This window comes from Weissella cibaria (genome assembly GCF_004521965.1).
Taxonomy (GTDB): domain Bacteria; phylum Bacillota; class Bacilli; order Lactobacillales; family Lactobacillaceae; genus Weissella; species Weissella cibaria_A.
On the sequence record NZ_SDGK01000070.1, the window covers coordinates 1 to 16,850 of the forward strand.

A 16,850-nucleotide genomic window follows, 5' to 3' on the forward strand; every position below is an offset into this window, starting at 1 on the left:
TAGCGCCGAAAGTAGTTGGAGGATCGCTTCCTGCGAGGATAGGACGTCGCGATGCATATTATTCCGAATTAGCTCAGTTGGTAGAGCACACGACTGTTAATCGTGTTGTCGTCGGTTCGAGCCCGACATTCGGAGTTATGCCGACTTAGCTCAGTTGGTAGAGCAACGGTATCGTAAACCGTAGGTCGAGGGTTCGAATCCCCCAGTCGGCATAGTGTAAAGAGGTCATCCTATTAAAGGATGACCTCTTTTGTTATGATGAAAAAAGGGGCGGGTGACATGGACGAAGCAGCAATGAAGATTCAAGAATTAACAGAAGCATTGGCGTCTGCAGAAACGGAAGTCGATAAGTGGCGGACAGGTGCAGAAATATATGAAGCACAAGTAGGTGACTTGCAAGGCGCACTACAAGAGATGGCAGCGGAATTGGATCGCTTGGCACTTGAAAATCAGCAACTAAAGGGCCGATTAGGTGATGCACAAATCCCTCTCCCTCAACCACAAGCTAGTGCGCCTACTGATGAAGATGCCCAAATTATTCAAGTTGCCTTAATTAGCCGCATTAAAGAATTAGAACGTGCATTAGCACAACGATAAATCAGACTGGGAATGTCGGAGGTTTTAGACATCTGACGTGACCAAGTCGCCCTTATCAGGTGCGTTCTTGGTCTTTATGCCTGGCTAAAGCCAGGGGTCTTAGACCAATAGCTGCTGTAATAAAAAACGCAAAAACCCAGTTCAGATAGCTGTCTGACTGGGCTTTTATAGTTGAGATTAAACTGTTTGTAGGTCACGCAGGCCAACATTTGAATCGAGTGTGCCTGAAGGACCTGATAGACTGTAACGTAGGTACTTATCAACTGACAACGTCATATCTGAATCCATTTGAGATGCTGTGTAACCTTTAATGTAAACAGGGCCAAGCGTACTATCAATTGTTTTATCAAACTCGTCAGTAAGTTGATCGCTTTCGCAAAGGATGATGTTAAAGGCCACATCCAAAGTACACATTCCTGCGTCTGAAAATGGGCCGACGCCATCATCGAAATCCAAAACAATTTTGGTCTGAGGTGTCAGACGTTGCGTCAGCTTTGCTTTTGCAGCATCGGAAATTGTTAAAAACATAATCACTACCTCCTGTATAGCCTCCATTGTACCATAGTATATCGTAGATGAAACAACAGGCCCAAAATTTTTACGTTAAAAAAGCGTTTCGTTTGTCCAATATCAAGGATACTGGTAAAGTATAGATATAGTTATGAGCACAACAAAACAGGAGGATATAAAGATGCATTTAATTTGGACTTTAATTATTGGTGCAGTGATTGGTGCGATTGCCGGGGCGATTACTAGCCGAGGCACATCAATGGGTTGGATAGCAAATATTGTTGCTGGTTTGATTGGTTCTTGGCTGGGTGAGATGGTACTTGGATCATGGGGACCTTCACTGGCCGGTATGGCATTGTTCCCATCAATTATTGGTGCAATCGTTGTTGTCTTAGTGGTATCTTGGTTGTTGACTAAGATGGGTAATGACTAATAAGTACATGTTTATTGAGCGTTCCACTGTAATGAGTGGGACGCTTTTTATTGGTGTTGACATTCAGATACAGGGGCTCTACGATTAGTTGTCTGGAATTGTGGTTCTTCGCAAAAACGTCATGATTAAATGCTAAAATGTAAGTATAATTCATGGCGATTAAGGGGAGAATACGATGGGATTTACGACTTTGAATAATGGCGTTAAAATTCCGATGGTTGAATTTGGCATAGATGCGGCCAATGCCGCACTAACTTATAACGAAGTAATGGCGGCGGCAACAGAAACGGGTTATCGAATGTTTGACACAGCGGCGATGTATGGCAACCAAGATGAGCTTGGGGATTACCTAGTAAACTAGGGACTTGAGCGGTCAAATTACTTCTTAACGAGTAAGGTTGCACAGCTGGAGCAGGAGTATGAAAATACCCTCCAAGCCTATAAGCGAACAACGGCAGCGCTACAAACAGATTATCTAGACTTGTACCTGGTCTACTGGCCAAAATTCGACCCTTTTCTTGAAACGTGGCGTGCATTAAAGCACCTGTACAAAGAAGGGCATGTTCGGGTCATTGGTGTCTCAAATTTTGAGGCGCACCCATACTTCAATCAACATGTATTACATAATTACTTAACGGAACTTGGCATTCAACACCAATCCTGGAGTCCATTGGGCCGCGGTGCTGTGTTACAGGATGAAACGTTGCAGGGCATTGCTACGCGATATGGTGTGAGCGTCGCACAAGTTATTCTACGTTGGCATATCCAACATGACGTGGCGGTCATTCCAAAGTCGGGTAATCCGGCCCGCATTGATGCCTTACAACGTGGTGAGCGTATCATGGGTGCACAAGATCAAAACTATACGGAAGATTTGTGGTAATAAACAATGGTAAAACAAGGGAGTTTCGCGAGTGTTAGCTCAGTGAAGCAATTACGGCAATTTAAACAACGTACGAAGTTGGCCGAGAGCCAGGCGATTCAACCTGAACAGATTAAAGAGTTCTTGGTTGTACGCTACCATTTAACGCAGAAAGCGCGACTCGCCTCGGTTACCAAGGAGACGATGCAACGCTTTTTGATGGCGTGGTTAGATAATGCTACGGCGCAAACTTGGGCGTTGACAACCATTACGCAACAAACATTGGGCCAGATTGCCACGCAAGTACCCTGGCAATTCTACGCCTTGGTGAATAGCGAATGGCGCCGGTTCCAAAAGTTTTTGCAAAAAGAAGTACCAGCAATGCTATTGGCGACACGTCGGTTGGTAACAGCTGAAGCTGAAACAATTACTGAGTTGGTGGCGCAACAATTGGCCTTAAATTGGTTCTTAACAATGTTTGCGACAATGCCGGACCGATTAGCTGCGGTTACTGAACAACAGGTGGCTGATTTACAACAATCATTGTTGACGGATGACCAAATTAATTGGCAAAATGTTGCAACGGTTTATTCGACGGCGCCATTCGTTATGCCGACAGATGCCGATGAAGGCACAGTGGCGTGGTTACAGACACTGACTGATTTAACCGCTGATCAATTAAAGTAATCAAAAATCCCGTTTGAATCATTTGGTTCAAACGGGATTTTTAATTACTCGCGGGTACCTTCAATGGCCGTACGCATGTGATCAACCACTTGTTGCGTTTTGTCGCCAAGTTGGACACCAACTAGGGTGAAGAGACTATCCATGATGGTGATTTGGGCGATCAATGAGGACATTGATTCGCTTCGAATGTTAACTTCTTCTGCAGCACTTGCCAGTACCAAATCAGCCAGCTTTGCCAGTTCTGATTGCGGATAGGCGGTGATGGCAATAATTTTAACGCCATTGGTGTGCAGTTGACGCGCAATGGTTAACGTATCGTGATTGCGCCCTGAGTGAGAAACCACGATGGCTACGTCAGTCGTGCGCATACGGACGGCTTGCATGAGCTGCACGTCGTAGTCAGGGTGCTGTTCAACGTCTAATGGGGTACGGAGCAACTTGTGGTACCCATTCAATGCCACAATAGATGACCCCCCAATACCAAATAGGCCGACCCGGCGGGCTTCAACTAACCACTTAGTTGCAGTTGTCCAGTCGGCTGTTTTAATCATGTTGACCGTTGATTCGAGGGCGTTGGTTGCGCCACTGAAGACCTTCTTGACGATTTCACTAGTATCATCTTCTTCATCGATTTCACCAAAGAAAGTATCATCTGATTGGGTCACAACAGCTAAGCTTAGTGAAAATTCACGGAATGAGCTAAAGCCGACTCGTTTTACAAATCGAGAAATGGTTGCCGTTGAGAGACCGACTGCATTTGCCAGGCCCTGAATAGTTAAAGAACGAATTTCTTCTGGGTTTGCTAAGATAAAAGTTGCGACTTTTTCGTCGGAACCAGAAAGTTGTTCACGCATTGAACGAATGCGTGTAAAGCCGGATTGCGCCATTTTATTTCCCTTTTAAATATATTAATCATGTATTTACCTTGTTATAGGTATACTTTTCCATCGTTTAATAGTTTTTAGTGCGTTCTAATATTTCTGACTAAAAACCCTATGAAAACATTTTACAACAAAAAGGGTTGCAAAGTGAAAAACTTTTGCATTATAATAATGACTGTAGAAAAAACAAGCACAAGAAAAAAGAGGTAACTCAAATGAAGTTCGCTATGATCGGCCTTGGTAAGATGGGTTTGAACTTGGTAAAGAACGCCGTTGATAACGGTCACGAAGTTGTTGCATTCGACTTGAACGCAGACTTCGTTAAGGAAGCAGCTGATTACTCAGATAAGGTGTCTGCAGCATCAGACTTGGACGACATGTTGGCACAAGTGCCATCACCAAAGGTTGTTTGGGTAATGGTTCCAGCCGGTGCTCCAACGAACTCAACTATCGACACGTTGATCGAGAAGATGGTTGAAGGCGACATCATCATCGATGGTGGTAACTCAAACTACAAGGATAACTTGGAGCAAAACAAGCGCACGACTGCTGCTGGTATCAAGTTCTTCGACGCTGGTACTTCAGGCGGAATGTCTGGTGCACGTAACGGGGGAAACTTCATGATCGGTGGAGACGACGCTGAAGCTTGGAAGACAATCGAGCCTTTGTTCAAGTCAATCGCCTTGGAAGACGGTTACCTATACACTGGTCGTTTGGGTTCAGGTCACTACTTGAAGATGGTTCACAACGGAATCGAATACGGTATGATGCAAGCCATCGCCGAAGGTTTCGAAGTTTTGGAAGCATCACAATACGACTACGACTACGAAGCAGTTGCTAAGTTGTGGAACCATGGTTCAGTTGTTCGTTCATGGTTGATGGAATTGGCCGAAGAGCAATTTGCTAAGGATCCTAAGTTGGATGCCATCTCAGGTCGTATGCACTCATCTGGTGAAGGTAAGTGGACGATCGAAGAGTCATTGGACTTGGAAGTTCCAGCACCAGTTATCGCATTGTCATTGATGATGCGTTACCGTTCACTACAAGAAGACACGTTTACTGGTAAGGTTGTTTCAGCTTTGCGTAACGGCTTCGGTGGACACGCTATGGACGCTGCTAAGTAATTTTAGTCAAAACAGTCGTGTGATGTGCGACGTTAAGTTTACTAAAGTTACGATGTAGAAGATCCACGAAATATGAGATCTAAAACACACGGAGTGACTAAGGAACTCGCTGTTGGTTGCCCTATCGACCTTTGGCGCTGCGTACTTGCCATTGGGGGGCACCCATGGCAGGAAACGTAGTTCATTCGTTTCACGAATAACTCTGTGTTTCCAATGCTTAAGTTGTGAGATTCTTGAGTATTGAGGCCATCCATTTCGATGGATGGCGAGATTGTGAGAGATACACTCGACAGATTTCTGTCGGGTGTTTTTTATTGAGTAGGGTATAATAGACGTATTAACTTTGAGGATTGAGATACCATGAAATATACTTTGACACTTGATTTGGCGGCTGCAAATATCGTGGCGGTTTTAACGGATGAAAATGACAATCAAACAACAACGCGCCACGCCTACGCGGGGGTTGAATTTCCATCGGATCCGGTCTTACCAGATAACATTGTGACGACCTTAATCGCCACGTTAACGACGATTAACAATGGCCTACCTGGCGATGCAGATATTTTGACTGAAGTTCACTTTATTTCAGGCGTTGCTAACGGTTGGATTGCATTGGACGAAGATTTCAATGCGTTAACTGAAGTGATTTCAGGTGGTGATAACCGAGCTGCTAAGTATGTCGATGCGTTGATGATTAACGGCATCGGTGGCCAATTACAACGTAAAACCGGATTGCCTATGACACCGACTGAGCCTCTTGCGTTGACGTTGTGGTTGAAGAATGAAGATCAGGAGGCTTATGCAGACGCTGCCCATTATATGGGGGTCCAGGAGTTTATCGTGAACCGCTTGTTTGGTTTGAATGAAGTCGATGAGGCGCATGCTGCGCGGACTGGTTTCTACAACGCAGCACATCAAGATTGGGATATCCAAGCGTTAGCTGTGACCGGTTTAGTAGCTGGGCAATTGCCAACGTTGACGACCGTTGATACGATTGCAACGCCATTATTGGCAGCGATGGCTGCGCAAACTGGTTTGACTGATGCAACCACCTTTTACCGCCGTTAATCGCATTATGCTATAATAAGTGTGTTACCGGGGATGCAGTTAGCCAGGGAAGTGATGAGCCTAGGGCTGCCGCTTAGCGGAGGGTGCGATGCCCTGCTGTCCGGTGACGGTTTCACGTGGGAGGTGAAGGACCCGCGTGGAATCGGAGGAAAAGCGCTTCGAGGCTTGGACACCTTGAAGTATGGGGATTGTTAACGGGGTGGTGCCTGTTAACATGATACGGTGAAGACGTCGAAACGGTCGTGGTGGGCTGTTTCGACACAAAGGGAGACCTGCACTCATTTAGTGAGAGAGGTCTCTTTTTTGTCCGCATTTTTCGACATATATCATTTATAATTAACATATTTCTAATATATATTGTTAAAAGTGTGATTTGTTTTGTATGAAAACTCTTCCAATTCCCGTGTTGAGGTGTTTCAAAATATACAAAATTAATACATTAATCAAGTTTTTAGACAGAATTTTCTCATAATAAACTGACAAACTCAAGGTAAGTGAATGTAGTACTTCAAATATGAAACACACAAGATGGATTGAGAAAATACTTAATAGGATTTATGACATGAGTGAGACAAAATTTAGAAAGAAGATGTATAAAAGCGGTAAATTTTGGGTTGTCGCTGGAATGACAGCCCTGACGGTAGGGGGTGGTTAATCCACAATTTATTAGCAGGTTTAGTAAGGATGTTGATGCAGTGTTTGCCGCGCAGCCAACTGCGATACAAACGATTGATACAGTGACAGATGCGGATGCAAATGGTCGTTATGTAGTTTGGACTAAAACGGCTATTAACGATAATGACGCGGTTGACTTTACAACTGTTCAGCAGTCATTACAGGCGTACGTTAAGAAGGGTTATGAAGTTGTTTCCGATCAGGAACTAGTGGCGGGGACGCTATTTACACCGGCCACAGATGATCAGCGAACGTTCCAAGTGACATTGCGCCATGCGACGAAGCTGGCAACGACGACAATTGATAGACAAACACGATTAATTATCAAGGGGTAACGTTACCAACGACGATGCAGCGCGTGATGGTAACCCGGACGGATACCTGAGACTTGGTGACAAACCAGGTGGTGGCGTCAACATATACGGTACCGGTTGATGCGCCAGTCACGATTGACGAAACAACCGGCGCTATCACGTTCGCACAGAGTGATTCACCAGCAGTGGCAGGATATACAGCTAGTCAGCAGAGTGTGCACCAGCAAGTAACGGTGTAACAACCTGTGGCAAACAATACGGTGGTGTACACGTCTAATATGCAAACAGTGATTGTGCACTATGTTGACGTTAATGGTGACAAGACGGTTGCAACAGTCACGATTAATGGGCGCAGTGATGCAACAATTGATACGGCAATAGCTGATAAGACATTGGCTAATTTTAAGGCGGCCGGTTACGTAGTTGTCGATGCGGGTGACTGGCCAGCAACATATGATACAGATGATGCAACACCACAACAGGTAATGGTGCGCTTGGATCATGACACAACGACCCAGTAAAGCAGTTATCCGGTTCACTATACGGTTAATGCGGTGACCGCACCAAATGGACAGCCAGTGGTTGTCGCAACACAAACAGCGACCGCGACGAAGACTGTCATTGTCGATGCGGTCACGAAAGTGGTATTGACGGATCAAGCGCCAACCTATGTCATCACGGGTGATGCAACGATTGCGACTGATGGGACGGTGACGTTTAAAACAGTGAATGTGCCAGCTAAACCAGGCTATACGATGACAAAATCAACGGTTAATGGCTAGTTAACGTCGCAACATCAAGCCGGTCAAACTAACGTGACGGGTGAGCCTGATGTTCAAACGACGCACGTGATTGTGCGTGATGCGGTAACGGGTGAAACGTTAACTAGTTATCCGGTGTCAGGGGTGACGGATGCAACTATACGTTGACGAGTTTGCCGGATGTGGTAGCGAAGTATATCAAGGCGGGCTATGTCGCACCGGATGCTTTGCTAGTCAGGTTGCCTTTGGTGCGACTGGTGTGGCTGATGTAGTAGTGACCTTAGCGCATGGTTCAGCTTTGCAAGTCACACAGCACAAGGTGACGAACACGGTGCACTACGTTAATGCACCAACGGCATTGGCTGATGTGGTTCAGTCAGCAGTTGTAACAAAGACGATTGTTGTTGATGCGGTAACAGGTCAACCAACAGCTTAGGCAACGTACCAAACAACGGGTGCGACAGTCGATGCCAAAAAGGGTGAGGTTACTTTTACACGGGTCACGACCCCAGCGCAACCGGTGACAGTAGGCGCAGTTGATACACCAACAATGACAGGTTTTACCGCCGATCAACGCCAGGTAGCACCGGTGACCATCACGTCACCAACGGACGTTCAAGATGTGACGGTGCACTACACACCACAGCAACAACAGGCCCACGTGGTGTACGTGGATGATGACCAGGATGGGCGGGTTGTACAAACGTGACCAACAATCACGGGCCTGGGTGGTAGTCATACCACAGCAAAGCTGGTTGGCGTACCGCACTATCATGTGATTAATGAAATTGGCGGTATCGATTTTGACTACGATACAACGACTGATCAAACGATTGTGGTGCATTTTGATCATGACCACCGTCTCATGACAACGACGGTGCGGCGACCAATTCATTATGTTGACCTGCATGGCCACCAGCTCGTACCAGATACTGTGCAAGCAACAGTCTTGACTGGGGATGAAGATTTGGTAACGCAGGTTATTACCTGGTTGCCAAGTGAATTGCTAGCTGAAGCAACGCCGGTAGTGGCGGGCTATTAGACATCAATGACTGAAATCGCAACGATGGCGGTGGCTATACCCAGTGATTTGCCTGCTGTGTCGGTGGTCTATCAACTAATCCCGGTTACGGCTGGGCAGCCAAAACGTCCGGTTAAGCAGCAACCAGTTGTGAAGCATGTGCCAGCTAAGTCAGTAGTACGGCCAGTTACGAAGGTAAATACTAAGCAAGCTGTCGCACCAGCAACGTCAGTGATTATGGCAGCGAAGCGCTCATTGGTAACTAGCGAAACCAATTTGGTTTCAGCAGCAGCGTTGCCAGAAACTGGTTTTGAGCAAGAATACTGGCTAACGATTGCTGGTTTGCTAAGCTTGTTGGCGACAGCTGGTGTGGTTTTGAAAAAGGTTTTGTAAATTAATGGTACTGGGGGCTAGAAACCTAGAGTTTCCGACCTCCTTTCTGTTTGCAGACCTGGTAAGATGGAAGTAAAGAAAAGTCCCGTGACACGTGGGTCAATCGACTCGCTGCACTATTTATGCTGTTACTGATTGATGTTGTTTGGTGTGTTCTGGGCGGCACGTTCAGCTTTCATTCAGAATGAACAAACAAGCAGTAAAAAGGCCCAAAACTGGGGTGAAGGTCTTGAAAAACCAAGTTCGCTAGGTTGTTCATGAAAAGTAAGTGAAATTATTTGATACAATAGACGTATTAAAATGATTTGGGAGATAACGTAATGAAGATTGCAGTGATTGGCGCAACTGGTATGGCAGGACGCGCAATATTTGAAGAAGCAACAACACGTGGTCATGAAGTGACGGCTATTGTCCGGAATGTCGAAAAGGCACATGCCGAACTTGGCGCCGGGGCAACGCTGTTGGTATCAGATATCTTCGATTTGAAGCGTGCGACGTTAGAACAGTTTGATGTTGTGGTTAATGCATTTGCCAACCACAAGGAGGCATATTTGAATTTGGATGTGGTAACGCATTTGATTCATGAATTCCGCCAATCAGAAACGCGTGTTATTTTCTTATTGGGGGCGGCTTCGTTAATTCAAGCCAATGGCACACGCCTTTTTGATTTCTTGGTCGAGCTACCAGGTAACGAAGCTTGGATTGATGAGCCACGTTATGGTGTCTTGGAATTAGACATTTTGCGTGCGACGCCAGATGTGAACTGGACTGGTGTATCACCACAACAAAACTTCACGCCAGGACCATCCAGCGAGCACCGCATTGCATTGAACGATTTGCTATTGTCAGCAGATGGCAAGTCACATGTCACGGCCGGTAACATGGCGGTTGGCGTGCTAGATGAAATTGAAACACCCCAACACATCCGTGAACGCTTCACGGTTTCAGATGTGTAATTAAACCAAAACCATCAAGTCTAATAGTGACCTTGATGGTTTTTTAGTGTGTCGTGCTATCGCGCGAGTAACAGGTTCGGATGGTATTCTGCGTCTTTGTTCAAAACATCGGCAAACGAATGGCGCGGACGCCATTCAGCGGGGCAAGTAATTTCCCATAAAGCCTCGGGGTCGGTGAGGGCTTTCCTGAATAGCGCCGGCTATGCGGTACGTTGCCGATTTTTGAACGCTCCGGATACCAGCCGAACCTGTTACAGCAGAAGAGATGTGATTTGATAGTTGCGAGTGTCGAAGCCTTGCGGGCATACATAATGACAATCCCATCACTGATTACCAAACAAATAGAGATTATCTTGGTTGCTAGTATGGTGGGTGGGGTGAACTCACAAGTCGCACCCCACCCGCCATACTTCGTCGCAACGCGGCGACCCGTGAGCCTTACTAGTCAAAAACCGTGCCTAAACCACTAATTTTTGGTAAACTTAGTTTTCGGACAAACAAATTTTAGGAGTTTTTTTATGACAGAACATTTGGTATTACGCGCCTTACAGGTACTATTAATCATTGCATTAATTGGGATGGCAATTCTGTACATCACCACAATGCGTCGCAACAAAGTAAACCTACTCCAAAAGTTTGTCCCGGGATTCATCATTGGGTTTATTACAGATTTCGGTGATACGATCGGTATCGGTTCATTCGCAACGACGACCGCGTTCTTCAAAGGCTTTAAGTGGCTGGATGATGATCGTAAGTTGCCGGGTACAATGAATGCTGGTCATGCAATCCCAGTATTTGTGGAAGCATTGTTCTTCCTTACATCCGTTAAAATTGAAGTATCAACTTTGATTCCAATGACGTTGGCGGCGGTGGCTGGGGCGGCATCTGGTACGCGTATCACGGCCAATTGGCCAGTGCGAAAGATGCAACGTGGGTTATCCATTGCCCTAACGCTAGCGGCCACTACAATGTTCATTAAGTTGCTGACGAATCCAGGCCCTGCTGAATCAATGACGAGCCACGGGTTGCATGGTTGGCTACTTGTCTTGGGTTTGGTGGTCAACTTTACGCTGGGGGTGTTGATGACCATCGGCTTGGGAAATTACACACCAGAGTTGATTTTCTTCTCACTAGTCGGTGTTAATCCGTTGATTGCCTTTCCAGTGATGATGATGGATGCCGCTATGATTATGATGACGTCAGCGATTGGTTTTGTGAAGACTGGCCGCGTTGAGTGGCGTGGTTTCACCGGTATGGCAATTGGGGGTGTTATCGGTGTCGTCATAGCCGCAAAGTTAGTGACTAACATTAATATCGCTATTTTGAGCTACTTTATCGTCGCACTAGCGTTGTACACGGCATTTAATCTATTCCGTGATTCACGTCAACCAGAGCCAGCAGATATTATTAATCGCGATAACTGACAACTATATTATTAGTATCTGTTTATCGGAAAAGGTGCGTGCTATAATAGATTTATTACATGAGCGAATCTAGTAGGGATTTTGGTGGACATTCAGAGAGCTAGCGGACGGTGTGAGCTAGCCAAGTCCAAAACCTGAATTACACTCGCGCAAACATCATGTACGTCACCCTGACGTTACTGGGAAGATGAGTGGTCACGAAATATCGTGGCAATTTAGGTGGTACCGCGTTTAACAGCGCCCTAATCAGTATTAACTGGTTGGGGTGCTTTTTATTACCCCAACCAAAAAGAATGTCATCATTTTTTAGAGGAGAGTAGCTATGGCAGAAGATATTTTGCAAGAACTAGCATGGCGTGGTGCCATCAATCAAACAACCGATGAAGATGGTCTACGTGAGCAAATGACCAAGGAACAAATCGGTGTGTACGTGGGAATCGACCCAACTGGAGATTCAATGCACATCGGGCACTTGATTCCATTTATGATTTTGAAGCGATTCCAATTGGCTGGTCAAAAGCCAGTGATCGTTGTGGGTGGTGCCACTGGTTCAATCGGTGACCCATCAGGTAAGAAGTCAGAGCGTAAGTTGTTGTCACAAGAGGATGTGGCTGCTAACGTTGAGAAAATTCGCGCCCAGATGGTAAAGCTGTTCGGTGAAGATGGTTTCACAATTGTGAACAACTTTGATTGGTTGGGTAAGTTGTCATTGCTCGACATGTTGCGTGAGTACGGTAAGTTGTTCTCAATCAACACCATGTTGGCTAAGGATGTCGTTGCGTCTCGTTTGGAAGCCGGCATTTCATTTACGGAATTTACGTACCAAATCTTGCAATCAATTGACTTCCATGAGTTGTGGAAGCGCGAAAATGTACGTTTGCAAGTTGGTGGTTCAGATCAATGGGGGAACATCACGGGTGGTATCGATTTGATCCACAAGCTTGAAGGCGGTGAAGCACCAGCCTTTGGTTTGACAGTACCTTTGCTGTTGAAGGCTGACGGTACAAAGTTTGGTAAGACTGAAGGTGGTGCCGTTTGGCTTGATCCGGAGAAGACGACGCCATTTGAGTTCTACCAATTCTGGTTGAACACGGCTGATTCTGACGTTGAGAAGATGTTGAAGTACTTTACGTTCTTGTCACAAGATGAAATCGACGCTTTGGTAGCCGACTTGCAAGAAAATGCAGCTACGCGTAATGCACAACGGCGCTTGGCACAAGAAGTGACGACATTCGTGCACGGTGCTGAGGCTGTTAAGACGGCTGAAATGATGACGAAGGTGTTGTTTGGTAACGCCGACGTCGCCGAATTGACGACTGAAGAAGTGGCCATTTTGGCTGGTAATGTCCCAACGTTTGAAATTGACAATGCTGAAATCGGTTTGTTGGACTTAGTTGTGGCAGCCGGACTGGAAAAGTCAAAGACAGCTGCGCGTAAGTCAGTTAAAGACGGTGCAATCCGCATCAATGGCGAACAAATCACTGATGAAGAAGCCGTCATTAACCCAACTGCAAAGTACGATGGACAATATGTCATCGTGAAGCGCGGTAAGAAGAAGTGGGCCGTAGCGGTTGTACGTTAATAAAAAATGCCTGATGGAGGAAATCTCCGTCAGGCATTTTTCGTTAGTGATGACGCTCGCTACGTGAAGTAGGCTGTTGGTCAACTTCAGGCTGTGGTGTGGTTTGTTCTTTTAGAATTGGTGCGTCGGCCATTGTTGTTGTTTTAACAATGGCTTCTGAACCGGCGCCACTAATTTTCTCGTACAACAACTTATGCTGTGGGCGGAAAATTTCAATCAGCCAATCAATGACTAAAATCGCTGCTGGGGCCGCGAACAGTAAGATGAACGTATAGGTACGGTTCAAAGTTTCAGCTGAAACAGTCCCGGTTGAGCCAATCAATTGGAGCCAGAATGGGAAAAAGTAAATGGTAGATCCAACCATTAAAGCATTACGAACAATGATACGCCAACGTTGTGACTTGGCGACATCGTAACGAATACGTACGACCATTTGTCCCAAGGTTGCGCCGAGCAAAAGAGGCACAACACCCCAGACAACGATATAAGACAAGATGTCAGCGCTCGTTTCATTGGGCAAAATTTGCGTTAAAATGAAACTAATGGCTGTTGCAATAACGAAGTCCAAACCAAACGATAGTAAGCGACGCACTAATGTCACACGGTGGCCAAGACTGCGAGCCCGCTCATCCATTCGATCACGGGATGGCAATAGGATACCGAGTAATGGCGCGAAAATCCAGCCAATCAGGCCACCAGTGGTGTTCAAAATCAAATCATCAACGTCGAACAAGCGGTACGGACGCCAGTAGATATGGTACAAACCGGTGTATTGGGTTGTTTCATAAAAGAGCGTCAGCATGAATGTAAAAATTAAGGTGGTGAAGAAACCACGCTTGAAATAGAAGTGCAAGTACATGCCAAATGGCACGGTTAGTAAGACGTTAAAGGCCGCTTGCGTAAAGGATGGATCCAATAGACCGGCTTTCAACCCACCGCCGTGGAAGTAGGGATTGTCTTGGAAGAAGGTCCGAACCACTTGCAAGGGATCTAAATTACGCGTTGGCGCGCCGATTGCTTGCAAGTGTTCGAGGGTTGCTTCCGTTGGTAACGGCAAAATAACCAAGAAAAATGCTGTCGTGAAATAAAAAACGAAACTAAACGTCATTACCGTGTGCCAAAAGGTCACGGCGCCATAACGACGATACTGTAGGAATAAAAATGGAATGAATAACGCTATCAAAATAATAGGAAATGCAATGATAGCGGCGATAATAGGAACGCCAAATCCGCTCACGAGACTTACCTCCGTTTTTCTGTCATAATGAATTATACAGGGTTGTAACAGCAAATTCACTTAAACTTCACTTATTAAAAAATAAGCAAAGGCGCCCGTTGTGGACATTGTCGCAAATTATTTTTCACAATCTTGGCTTTTTTTGTTGCATTTACTTTTAGTAAGTGTAGAATTGAGGTCATCAATTAAGAGAAATAGTATTTTTGAAACGAAAGAAGGAATAATACTCATGGCTACGATGAAGGCTGTTGTATTTGATGAATTTGGTGACGTTGACGTATTCCACGAAGCAGAAATGGAAAAGCCAGTTTTGACGAAGGGTAGCATCTTGATTAAGCAAGCTGCTATCGCAATGGATCCATACGACGTGAAGTTCCGTGCCGGTGCCTTTGGTGTACCAGCCAAGGAAAACATGATTGGTGGTTCAACGATTGCCGGTGTTGTTGAAGCGGTTGCGGCTGATGTAACTGAGTTCAAGGTTGGTGAGCGTGTTGTGGCAGTTCCTCACGAGCACGGTTACGCAGAGTACGCTGTTGTTGACGCTGGCACTGCAGGTCACTTGCCAGATTCTGTTTCATTCGAAGATGCTGCTGCATTGGCTCTGGGTGGCCAAACTGGTTACCAAGCCGTTGTTGACGCTTTGAACTTGCAAGAAGGTGAGTCAATCTTGATTCACGGTGGTGCTGGTGCCGTTGGTTACGCTGCTTTGCAAACTGCTTTGTACCGTGGCGCATCAAAGATTTACACGACTTCATTGCCAGCTGATATTGATTACCTACACGGGTTGAACGAAGATATCGTGGCAATCGACTTCACGACGCAAAAGTTTACTGACGTTATTCCAGAGTCATCAGTTGATACCGTTGTTGAAATCATTGGTGGTAACAACGCTTTGGGTTCAATGCAAGTTTTGAAGGATGGTGGACGTATCGTATCTACTGTTCCCATGGGCGATGACGTTAAGGCTGCTCGCGATGCCAAGAACATCAAGGGTGACTACTACGTGATGCAATCAACGACTGAAGTTTTGACGCAATTGATGGAACACTTGGGAAATGGTGACTACAAGGTTGCTGTTGCTGAAGTGAAGCCATTTAACTTGGAAAACTTGATGGAAGGTCACAAGATTGTTGAAGCACAAGCCGTTCGCGGTAAGGTTGTTTTGACGTTCTAATTGACTGATTAAAACTAATCGACAAATTAAAAATCCGCATGACCTTTTCCTACCGGTCATGCGGATTTTAGTATATAGTAGTGTCGGAAAGTGGGACAGGGATGCTGCCTGTAATTAAGAAAGCAGAAGAAGGATAAGAACATGACACAAGAACCACTTGTAACGGTTGCCGTTTTGAGTCATAACCTAGAGGGCTATATTGGCCACAGTCTAAAAACAGTTAATAAGCAAACGTATCGGAATATGGATATTGTCATTTTAGATGATGCGTCAACGGATGATACATTGACGGAAATTAATCACTGGGTAGCCCGTGATGATCGGATGCGTTTGATTAAGAATAACAAGCGACGTGGAGTGGCGGCGATGCGTAACCGCGCCCTCAAAGAAATTCGCGGTAAGTACTTTATCTTCGTGGATGGGGATGATCAATTAGCACCATCATTTGTGGAAACGCTCGTGAAGGGACTTGAAGAGAATCCTGACGTTGATATCGCAAGTGTTGGATTTAGCTGGGGTGCAAGCGGTGTACCTAAGAAGGCAAACGAAGTTAGGTTCCGCCGCGTTGATCGGGCGGCAATGTTCGAAGGGGTTACGCACCGTGGCCATGTCATTTCAGGAATGGTCTGGAACAAGGCATATCGCTCAGCAAACCTATTGAATAGTCGTGTCCGTTTTGATGAATCCTTAGAGTTAGCCGAAGATCACTTGTGGATTGCCCAATTGGTCGCATCAAATGCGATATCAGAGTATTCAATCTTTACATCGGATGTATTGTACAACAAGGTATCACGGTCAACGAGTATTATTCACACAGCCTCACATGCTTTACGTGAGCGCGAACGTGAAATTGATCAACAAATTGCCCGTATCGGGGATAACATAATTTAGTGATGAGGAAGTGGCGTGGCGACGAACGAAACTAAACTAAACACAAAAGGCTGTTCAGTATTTTCACTGAACAGCCTTTTTAAAGCTCATGTTTACTTTCCCAAAATTCTTCATACTGTAGTTTTGCTTGTGAAACTTGCGCTGGTTGCTGAGGCCTAAGACGGGTAGACAACATGATAATAGGACTGATTATCAATGATAATAATCCTATGCCTAATAATATTTTTCCCATAACAAAATCCCTTCAAAGTCATTTATTA

General features: G+C 45.5%; 20 protein-coding genes, 2 tRNA genes, 3 pseudogenes and 1 other annotated feature. Of the genes and pseudogenes, 22 read left to right on the forward strand and 3 right to left on the reverse strand.

Translation table 11 applies throughout. The features are described 5' to 3' along the window. Positions 1 to 62 precede the first annotated feature (62 nt). From EST42_RS08220 to EST42_RS08230, 3 genes are all read left to right on the forward strand, one after another. Positions 63 to 135 (forward strand) — tRNA-Asn (locus tag EST42_RS08220). 4 nt (positions 136 to 139) lie between these two features. After that, positions 140 to 212: transfer RNA gene (locus EST42_RS08225), tRNA-Thr, on the forward strand. Positions 213 to 279: 67 nt separating this feature from the next. After that, entirely contained in the window at positions 280 to 597 is a 318-nt protein-coding gene (locus EST42_RS08230; RefSeq protein ID WP_134644983.1) for a hypothetical protein, read from the forward strand. Between the two features lie 177 nt (positions 598 to 774). Here EST42_RS08230 and EST42_RS08235 read toward each other — a convergent pair whose 3' ends face one another. Further along, positions 775 to 1,125 carry an iron-sulfur cluster biosynthesis family protein gene (locus EST42_RS08235; RefSeq protein WP_134644984.1) on the reverse strand — a complete coding sequence of 117 codons (351 nt, stop codon included), beginning with the start codon at positions 1,123 to 1,125 and terminating at the stop codon, positions 775 to 777. Between the two features lie 163 nt (positions 1,126 to 1,288). Between EST42_RS08235 and EST42_RS08240 the strand changes: the two genes are divergently transcribed. From EST42_RS08240 to EST42_RS08250, 4 genes and pseudogenes are all read left to right on the forward strand, one after another. Then, positions 1,289 to 1,540 carry a GlsB/YeaQ/YmgE family stress response membrane protein gene (locus EST42_RS08240; protein WP_134644985.1) on the forward strand — a complete coding sequence of 84 codons (252 nt, stop codon included), beginning with the start codon at positions 1,289 to 1,291 and terminating at the stop codon, positions 1,538 to 1,540. Between the two features lie 175 nt (positions 1,541 to 1,715). Next, positions 1,716 to 1,901, forward strand: a complete 186-nt coding sequence (locus EST42_RS11180) for an aldo-keto reductase family protein (RefSeq protein ID WP_245150441.1) — start codon at positions 1,716 to 1,718, stop codon at positions 1,899 to 1,901. A gap of 18 nt (positions 1,902 to 1,919) precedes the next feature. Further along, a pseudogene (locus tag EST42_RS08245) lies at positions 1,920 to 2,423 on the forward strand (aldo/keto reductase); the annotation flags it as partial. 42 nt (positions 2,424 to 2,465) lie between these two features. Next, complete coding sequence (locus tag EST42_RS08250; RefSeq protein WP_245150442.1) at positions 2,466 to 3,089, forward strand: hypothetical protein; 624 nt, start codon at positions 2,466 to 2,468, stop codon at positions 3,087 to 3,089. Between the two features lie 44 nt (positions 3,090 to 3,133). On the opposite strand, the gene EST42_RS08255 is transcribed toward EST42_RS08250, so the two are convergent. Further along, positions 3,134 to 3,976 carry a MurR/RpiR family transcriptional regulator gene (locus EST42_RS08255; RefSeq protein ID WP_010375313.1) on the reverse strand — a complete coding sequence of 281 codons (843 nt, stop codon included), beginning with the start codon at positions 3,974 to 3,976 and terminating at the stop codon, positions 3,134 to 3,136. A 209-nt stretch (positions 3,977 to 4,185) separates the two neighbouring features. On the opposite strand from EST42_RS08255, the gene gnd reads away from it, so the two are divergent. The 13 genes and pseudogenes from gnd to tyrS all read left to right on the forward strand — a co-directional run bounded on the left by gnd (position 4,186) and on the right by tyrS (position 13,288). Further along, positions 4,186 to 5,094: a phosphogluconate dehydrogenase (NAD(+)-dependent, decarboxylating) gene (gnd, locus tag EST42_RS08260; protein ID WP_134644987.1), complete on the forward strand. Its 909-nt coding sequence runs from the start codon at positions 4,186 to 4,188 to the stop codon at positions 5,092 to 5,094. 360 nt (positions 5,095 to 5,454) lie between these two features. Continuing rightward, entirely contained in the window at positions 5,455 to 6,162 is a 708-nt protein-coding gene (locus tag EST42_RS08265) for an FGGY family carbohydrate kinase (RefSeq protein ID WP_134644988.1), read from the forward strand. Positions 6,163 to 6,724: 562 nt separating this feature from the next. Next, the gene (locus EST42_RS11605) at positions 6,725 to 6,817 is read left to right on the forward strand and encodes a KxYKxGKxW signal peptide domain-containing protein (RefSeq protein WP_167711192.1); all 93 of its coding nucleotides are present in this window, start codon (positions 6,725 to 6,727) and stop codon (positions 6,815 to 6,817) included. Then, entirely contained in the window at positions 6,810 to 7,172 is a 363-nt protein-coding gene (locus tag EST42_RS08275; RefSeq protein WP_134644990.1) for a mucin-binding protein, read from the forward strand. The genes EST42_RS11605 and EST42_RS08275 overlap by 8 nt, the downstream gene beginning before the upstream one ends. A gap of 68 nt (positions 7,173 to 7,240) precedes the next feature. After that, entirely contained in the window at positions 7,241 to 7,390 is a 150-nt protein-coding gene (locus EST42_RS10610) for a hypothetical protein (RefSeq protein WP_167711194.1), read from the forward strand. Positions 7,391 to 7,396: 6 nt separating this feature from the next. Further along, a complete protein-coding gene (locus EST42_RS08280; RefSeq protein ID WP_134644991.1) occupies positions 7,397 to 7,672 on the forward strand; it encodes a mucin-binding protein in 276 nt (91 codons plus the stop codon). Between the two features lie 24 nt (positions 7,673 to 7,696). After that, positions 7,697 to 7,933 (forward strand): annotated as a pseudogene (locus tag EST42_RS08285) (hypothetical protein); the annotation flags it as partial. A gap of 130 nt (positions 7,934 to 8,063) precedes the next feature. Beyond that, a pseudogene (locus tag EST42_RS11610) lies at positions 8,064 to 8,621 on the forward strand (mucin-binding protein). Positions 8,622 to 8,687: 66 nt separating this feature from the next. Next, positions 8,688 to 8,954, forward strand: a complete 267-nt coding sequence (locus tag EST42_RS08295) for a mucin-binding protein (RefSeq protein WP_134644994.1) — start codon at positions 8,688 to 8,690, stop codon at positions 8,952 to 8,954. A gap of 6 nt (positions 8,955 to 8,960) precedes the next feature. Then, complete coding sequence (locus EST42_RS08300) at positions 8,961 to 9,326, forward strand: LPXTG cell wall anchor domain-containing protein (protein ID WP_134644995.1); 366 nt, start codon at positions 8,961 to 8,963, stop codon at positions 9,324 to 9,326. A 320-nt stretch (positions 9,327 to 9,646) separates the two neighbouring features. Next, a complete protein-coding gene (locus EST42_RS08305; RefSeq protein ID WP_134644996.1) occupies positions 9,647 to 10,282 on the forward strand; it encodes an NAD(P)-dependent oxidoreductase in 636 nt (211 codons plus the stop codon). 518 nt (positions 10,283 to 10,800) lie between these two features. Continuing rightward, entirely contained in the window at positions 10,801 to 11,706 is a 906-nt protein-coding gene (locus EST42_RS08310; RefSeq protein ID WP_134644997.1) for a sulfite exporter TauE/SafE family protein, read from the forward strand. Between the two features lie 50 nt (positions 11,707 to 11,756). Continuing rightward, positions 11,757 to 11,954: a binding site (T-box leader), on the forward strand. A 74-nt stretch (positions 11,955 to 12,028) separates the two neighbouring features. Next, on the forward strand, positions 12,029 to 13,288 hold the full coding sequence (gene tyrS, locus EST42_RS08315) for a tyrosine--tRNA ligase (protein WP_134644998.1): 1,260 nt from the start codon (positions 12,029 to 12,031) through the stop codon (positions 13,286 to 13,288). A gap of 43 nt (positions 13,289 to 13,331) precedes the next feature. Here tyrS and EST42_RS08320 read toward each other — a convergent pair whose 3' ends face one another. Further along, on the reverse strand, positions 13,332 to 14,525 hold the full coding sequence (locus tag EST42_RS08320; RefSeq protein WP_134644999.1) for a VanZ family protein: 1,194 nt from the start codon (positions 14,523 to 14,525) through the stop codon (positions 13,332 to 13,334). Positions 14,526 to 14,754: 229 nt separating this feature from the next. Here EST42_RS08320 and EST42_RS08325 point away from each other — a divergent pair, with 229 nt between their 5' ends. Next, the gene (locus EST42_RS08325) at positions 14,755 to 15,699 is read left to right on the forward strand and encodes an NADP-dependent oxidoreductase (RefSeq protein ID WP_134645000.1); all 945 of its coding nucleotides are present in this window, start codon (positions 14,755 to 14,757) and stop codon (positions 15,697 to 15,699) included. A 141-nt stretch (positions 15,700 to 15,840) separates the two neighbouring features. Beyond that, positions 15,841 to 16,590, forward strand: coding sequence for a glycosyltransferase family 2 protein (locus EST42_RS08330; RefSeq protein WP_134645001.1), 750 nt, complete (start codon positions 15,841 to 15,843; stop codon positions 16,588 to 16,590). Positions 16,591 to 16,850 lie beyond the last annotated feature (260 nt).

Bases quoted from the DNA above. Each gene is read 5' to 3' on its own strand.
- EST42_RS08230 (WP_134644983.1), top strand. From the start codon at position 280: ATGGACGAAGCAGCAATGAAGATTCAAGAATTAACAGAAGCATTGGCG.
- EST42_RS08235 (WP_134644984.1), bottom strand. From the start codon at position 1,125: ATGTTTTTAACAATTTCCGATGCTGCAAAAGCAAAGCTGACGCAACGT.
- EST42_RS08240 (WP_134644985.1), top strand. From the start codon at position 1,289: ATGCATTTAATTTGGACTTTAATTATTGGTGCAGTGATTGGTGCGATT.
- EST42_RS11180 (WP_245150441.1), top strand. From the start codon at position 1,716: ATGGGATTTACGACTTTGAATAATGGCGTTAAAATTCCGATGGTTGAA.
- EST42_RS08255 (WP_010375313.1), bottom strand. From the start codon at position 3,976: ATGGCGCAATCCGGCTTTACACGCATTCGTTCAATGCGTGAACAACTT.
- gnd (WP_134644987.1), top strand. From the start codon at position 4,186: ATGAAGTTCGCTATGATCGGCCTTGGTAAGATGGGTTTGAACTTGGTA.
- EST42_RS08265 (WP_134644988.1), top strand. From the start codon at position 5,455: ATGAAATATACTTTGACACTTGATTTGGCGGCTGCAAATATCGTGGCG.
- EST42_RS11605 (WP_167711192.1), top strand. From the start codon at position 6,725: ATGAGTGAGACAAAATTTAGAAAGAAGATGTATAAAAGCGGTAAATTT.
- EST42_RS08300 (WP_134644995.1), top strand. From the start codon at position 8,961: ATGACTGAAATCGCAACGATGGCGGTGGCTATACCCAGTGATTTGCCT.
- EST42_RS08305 (WP_134644996.1), top strand. From the start codon at position 9,647: ATGAAGATTGCAGTGATTGGCGCAACTGGTATGGCAGGACGCGCAATA.
- EST42_RS08310 (WP_134644997.1), top strand. From the start codon at position 10,801: ATGACAGAACATTTGGTATTACGCGCCTTACAGGTACTATTAATCATT.
- tyrS (WP_134644998.1), top strand. From the start codon at position 12,029: ATGGCAGAAGATATTTTGCAAGAACTAGCATGGCGTGGTGCCATCAAT.
- EST42_RS08325 (WP_134645000.1), top strand. From the start codon at position 14,755: ATGGCTACGATGAAGGCTGTTGTATTTGATGAATTTGGTGACGTTGAC.
- EST42_RS08330 (WP_134645001.1), top strand. From the start codon at position 15,841: ATGACACAAGAACCACTTGTAACGGTTGCCGTTTTGAGTCATAACCTA.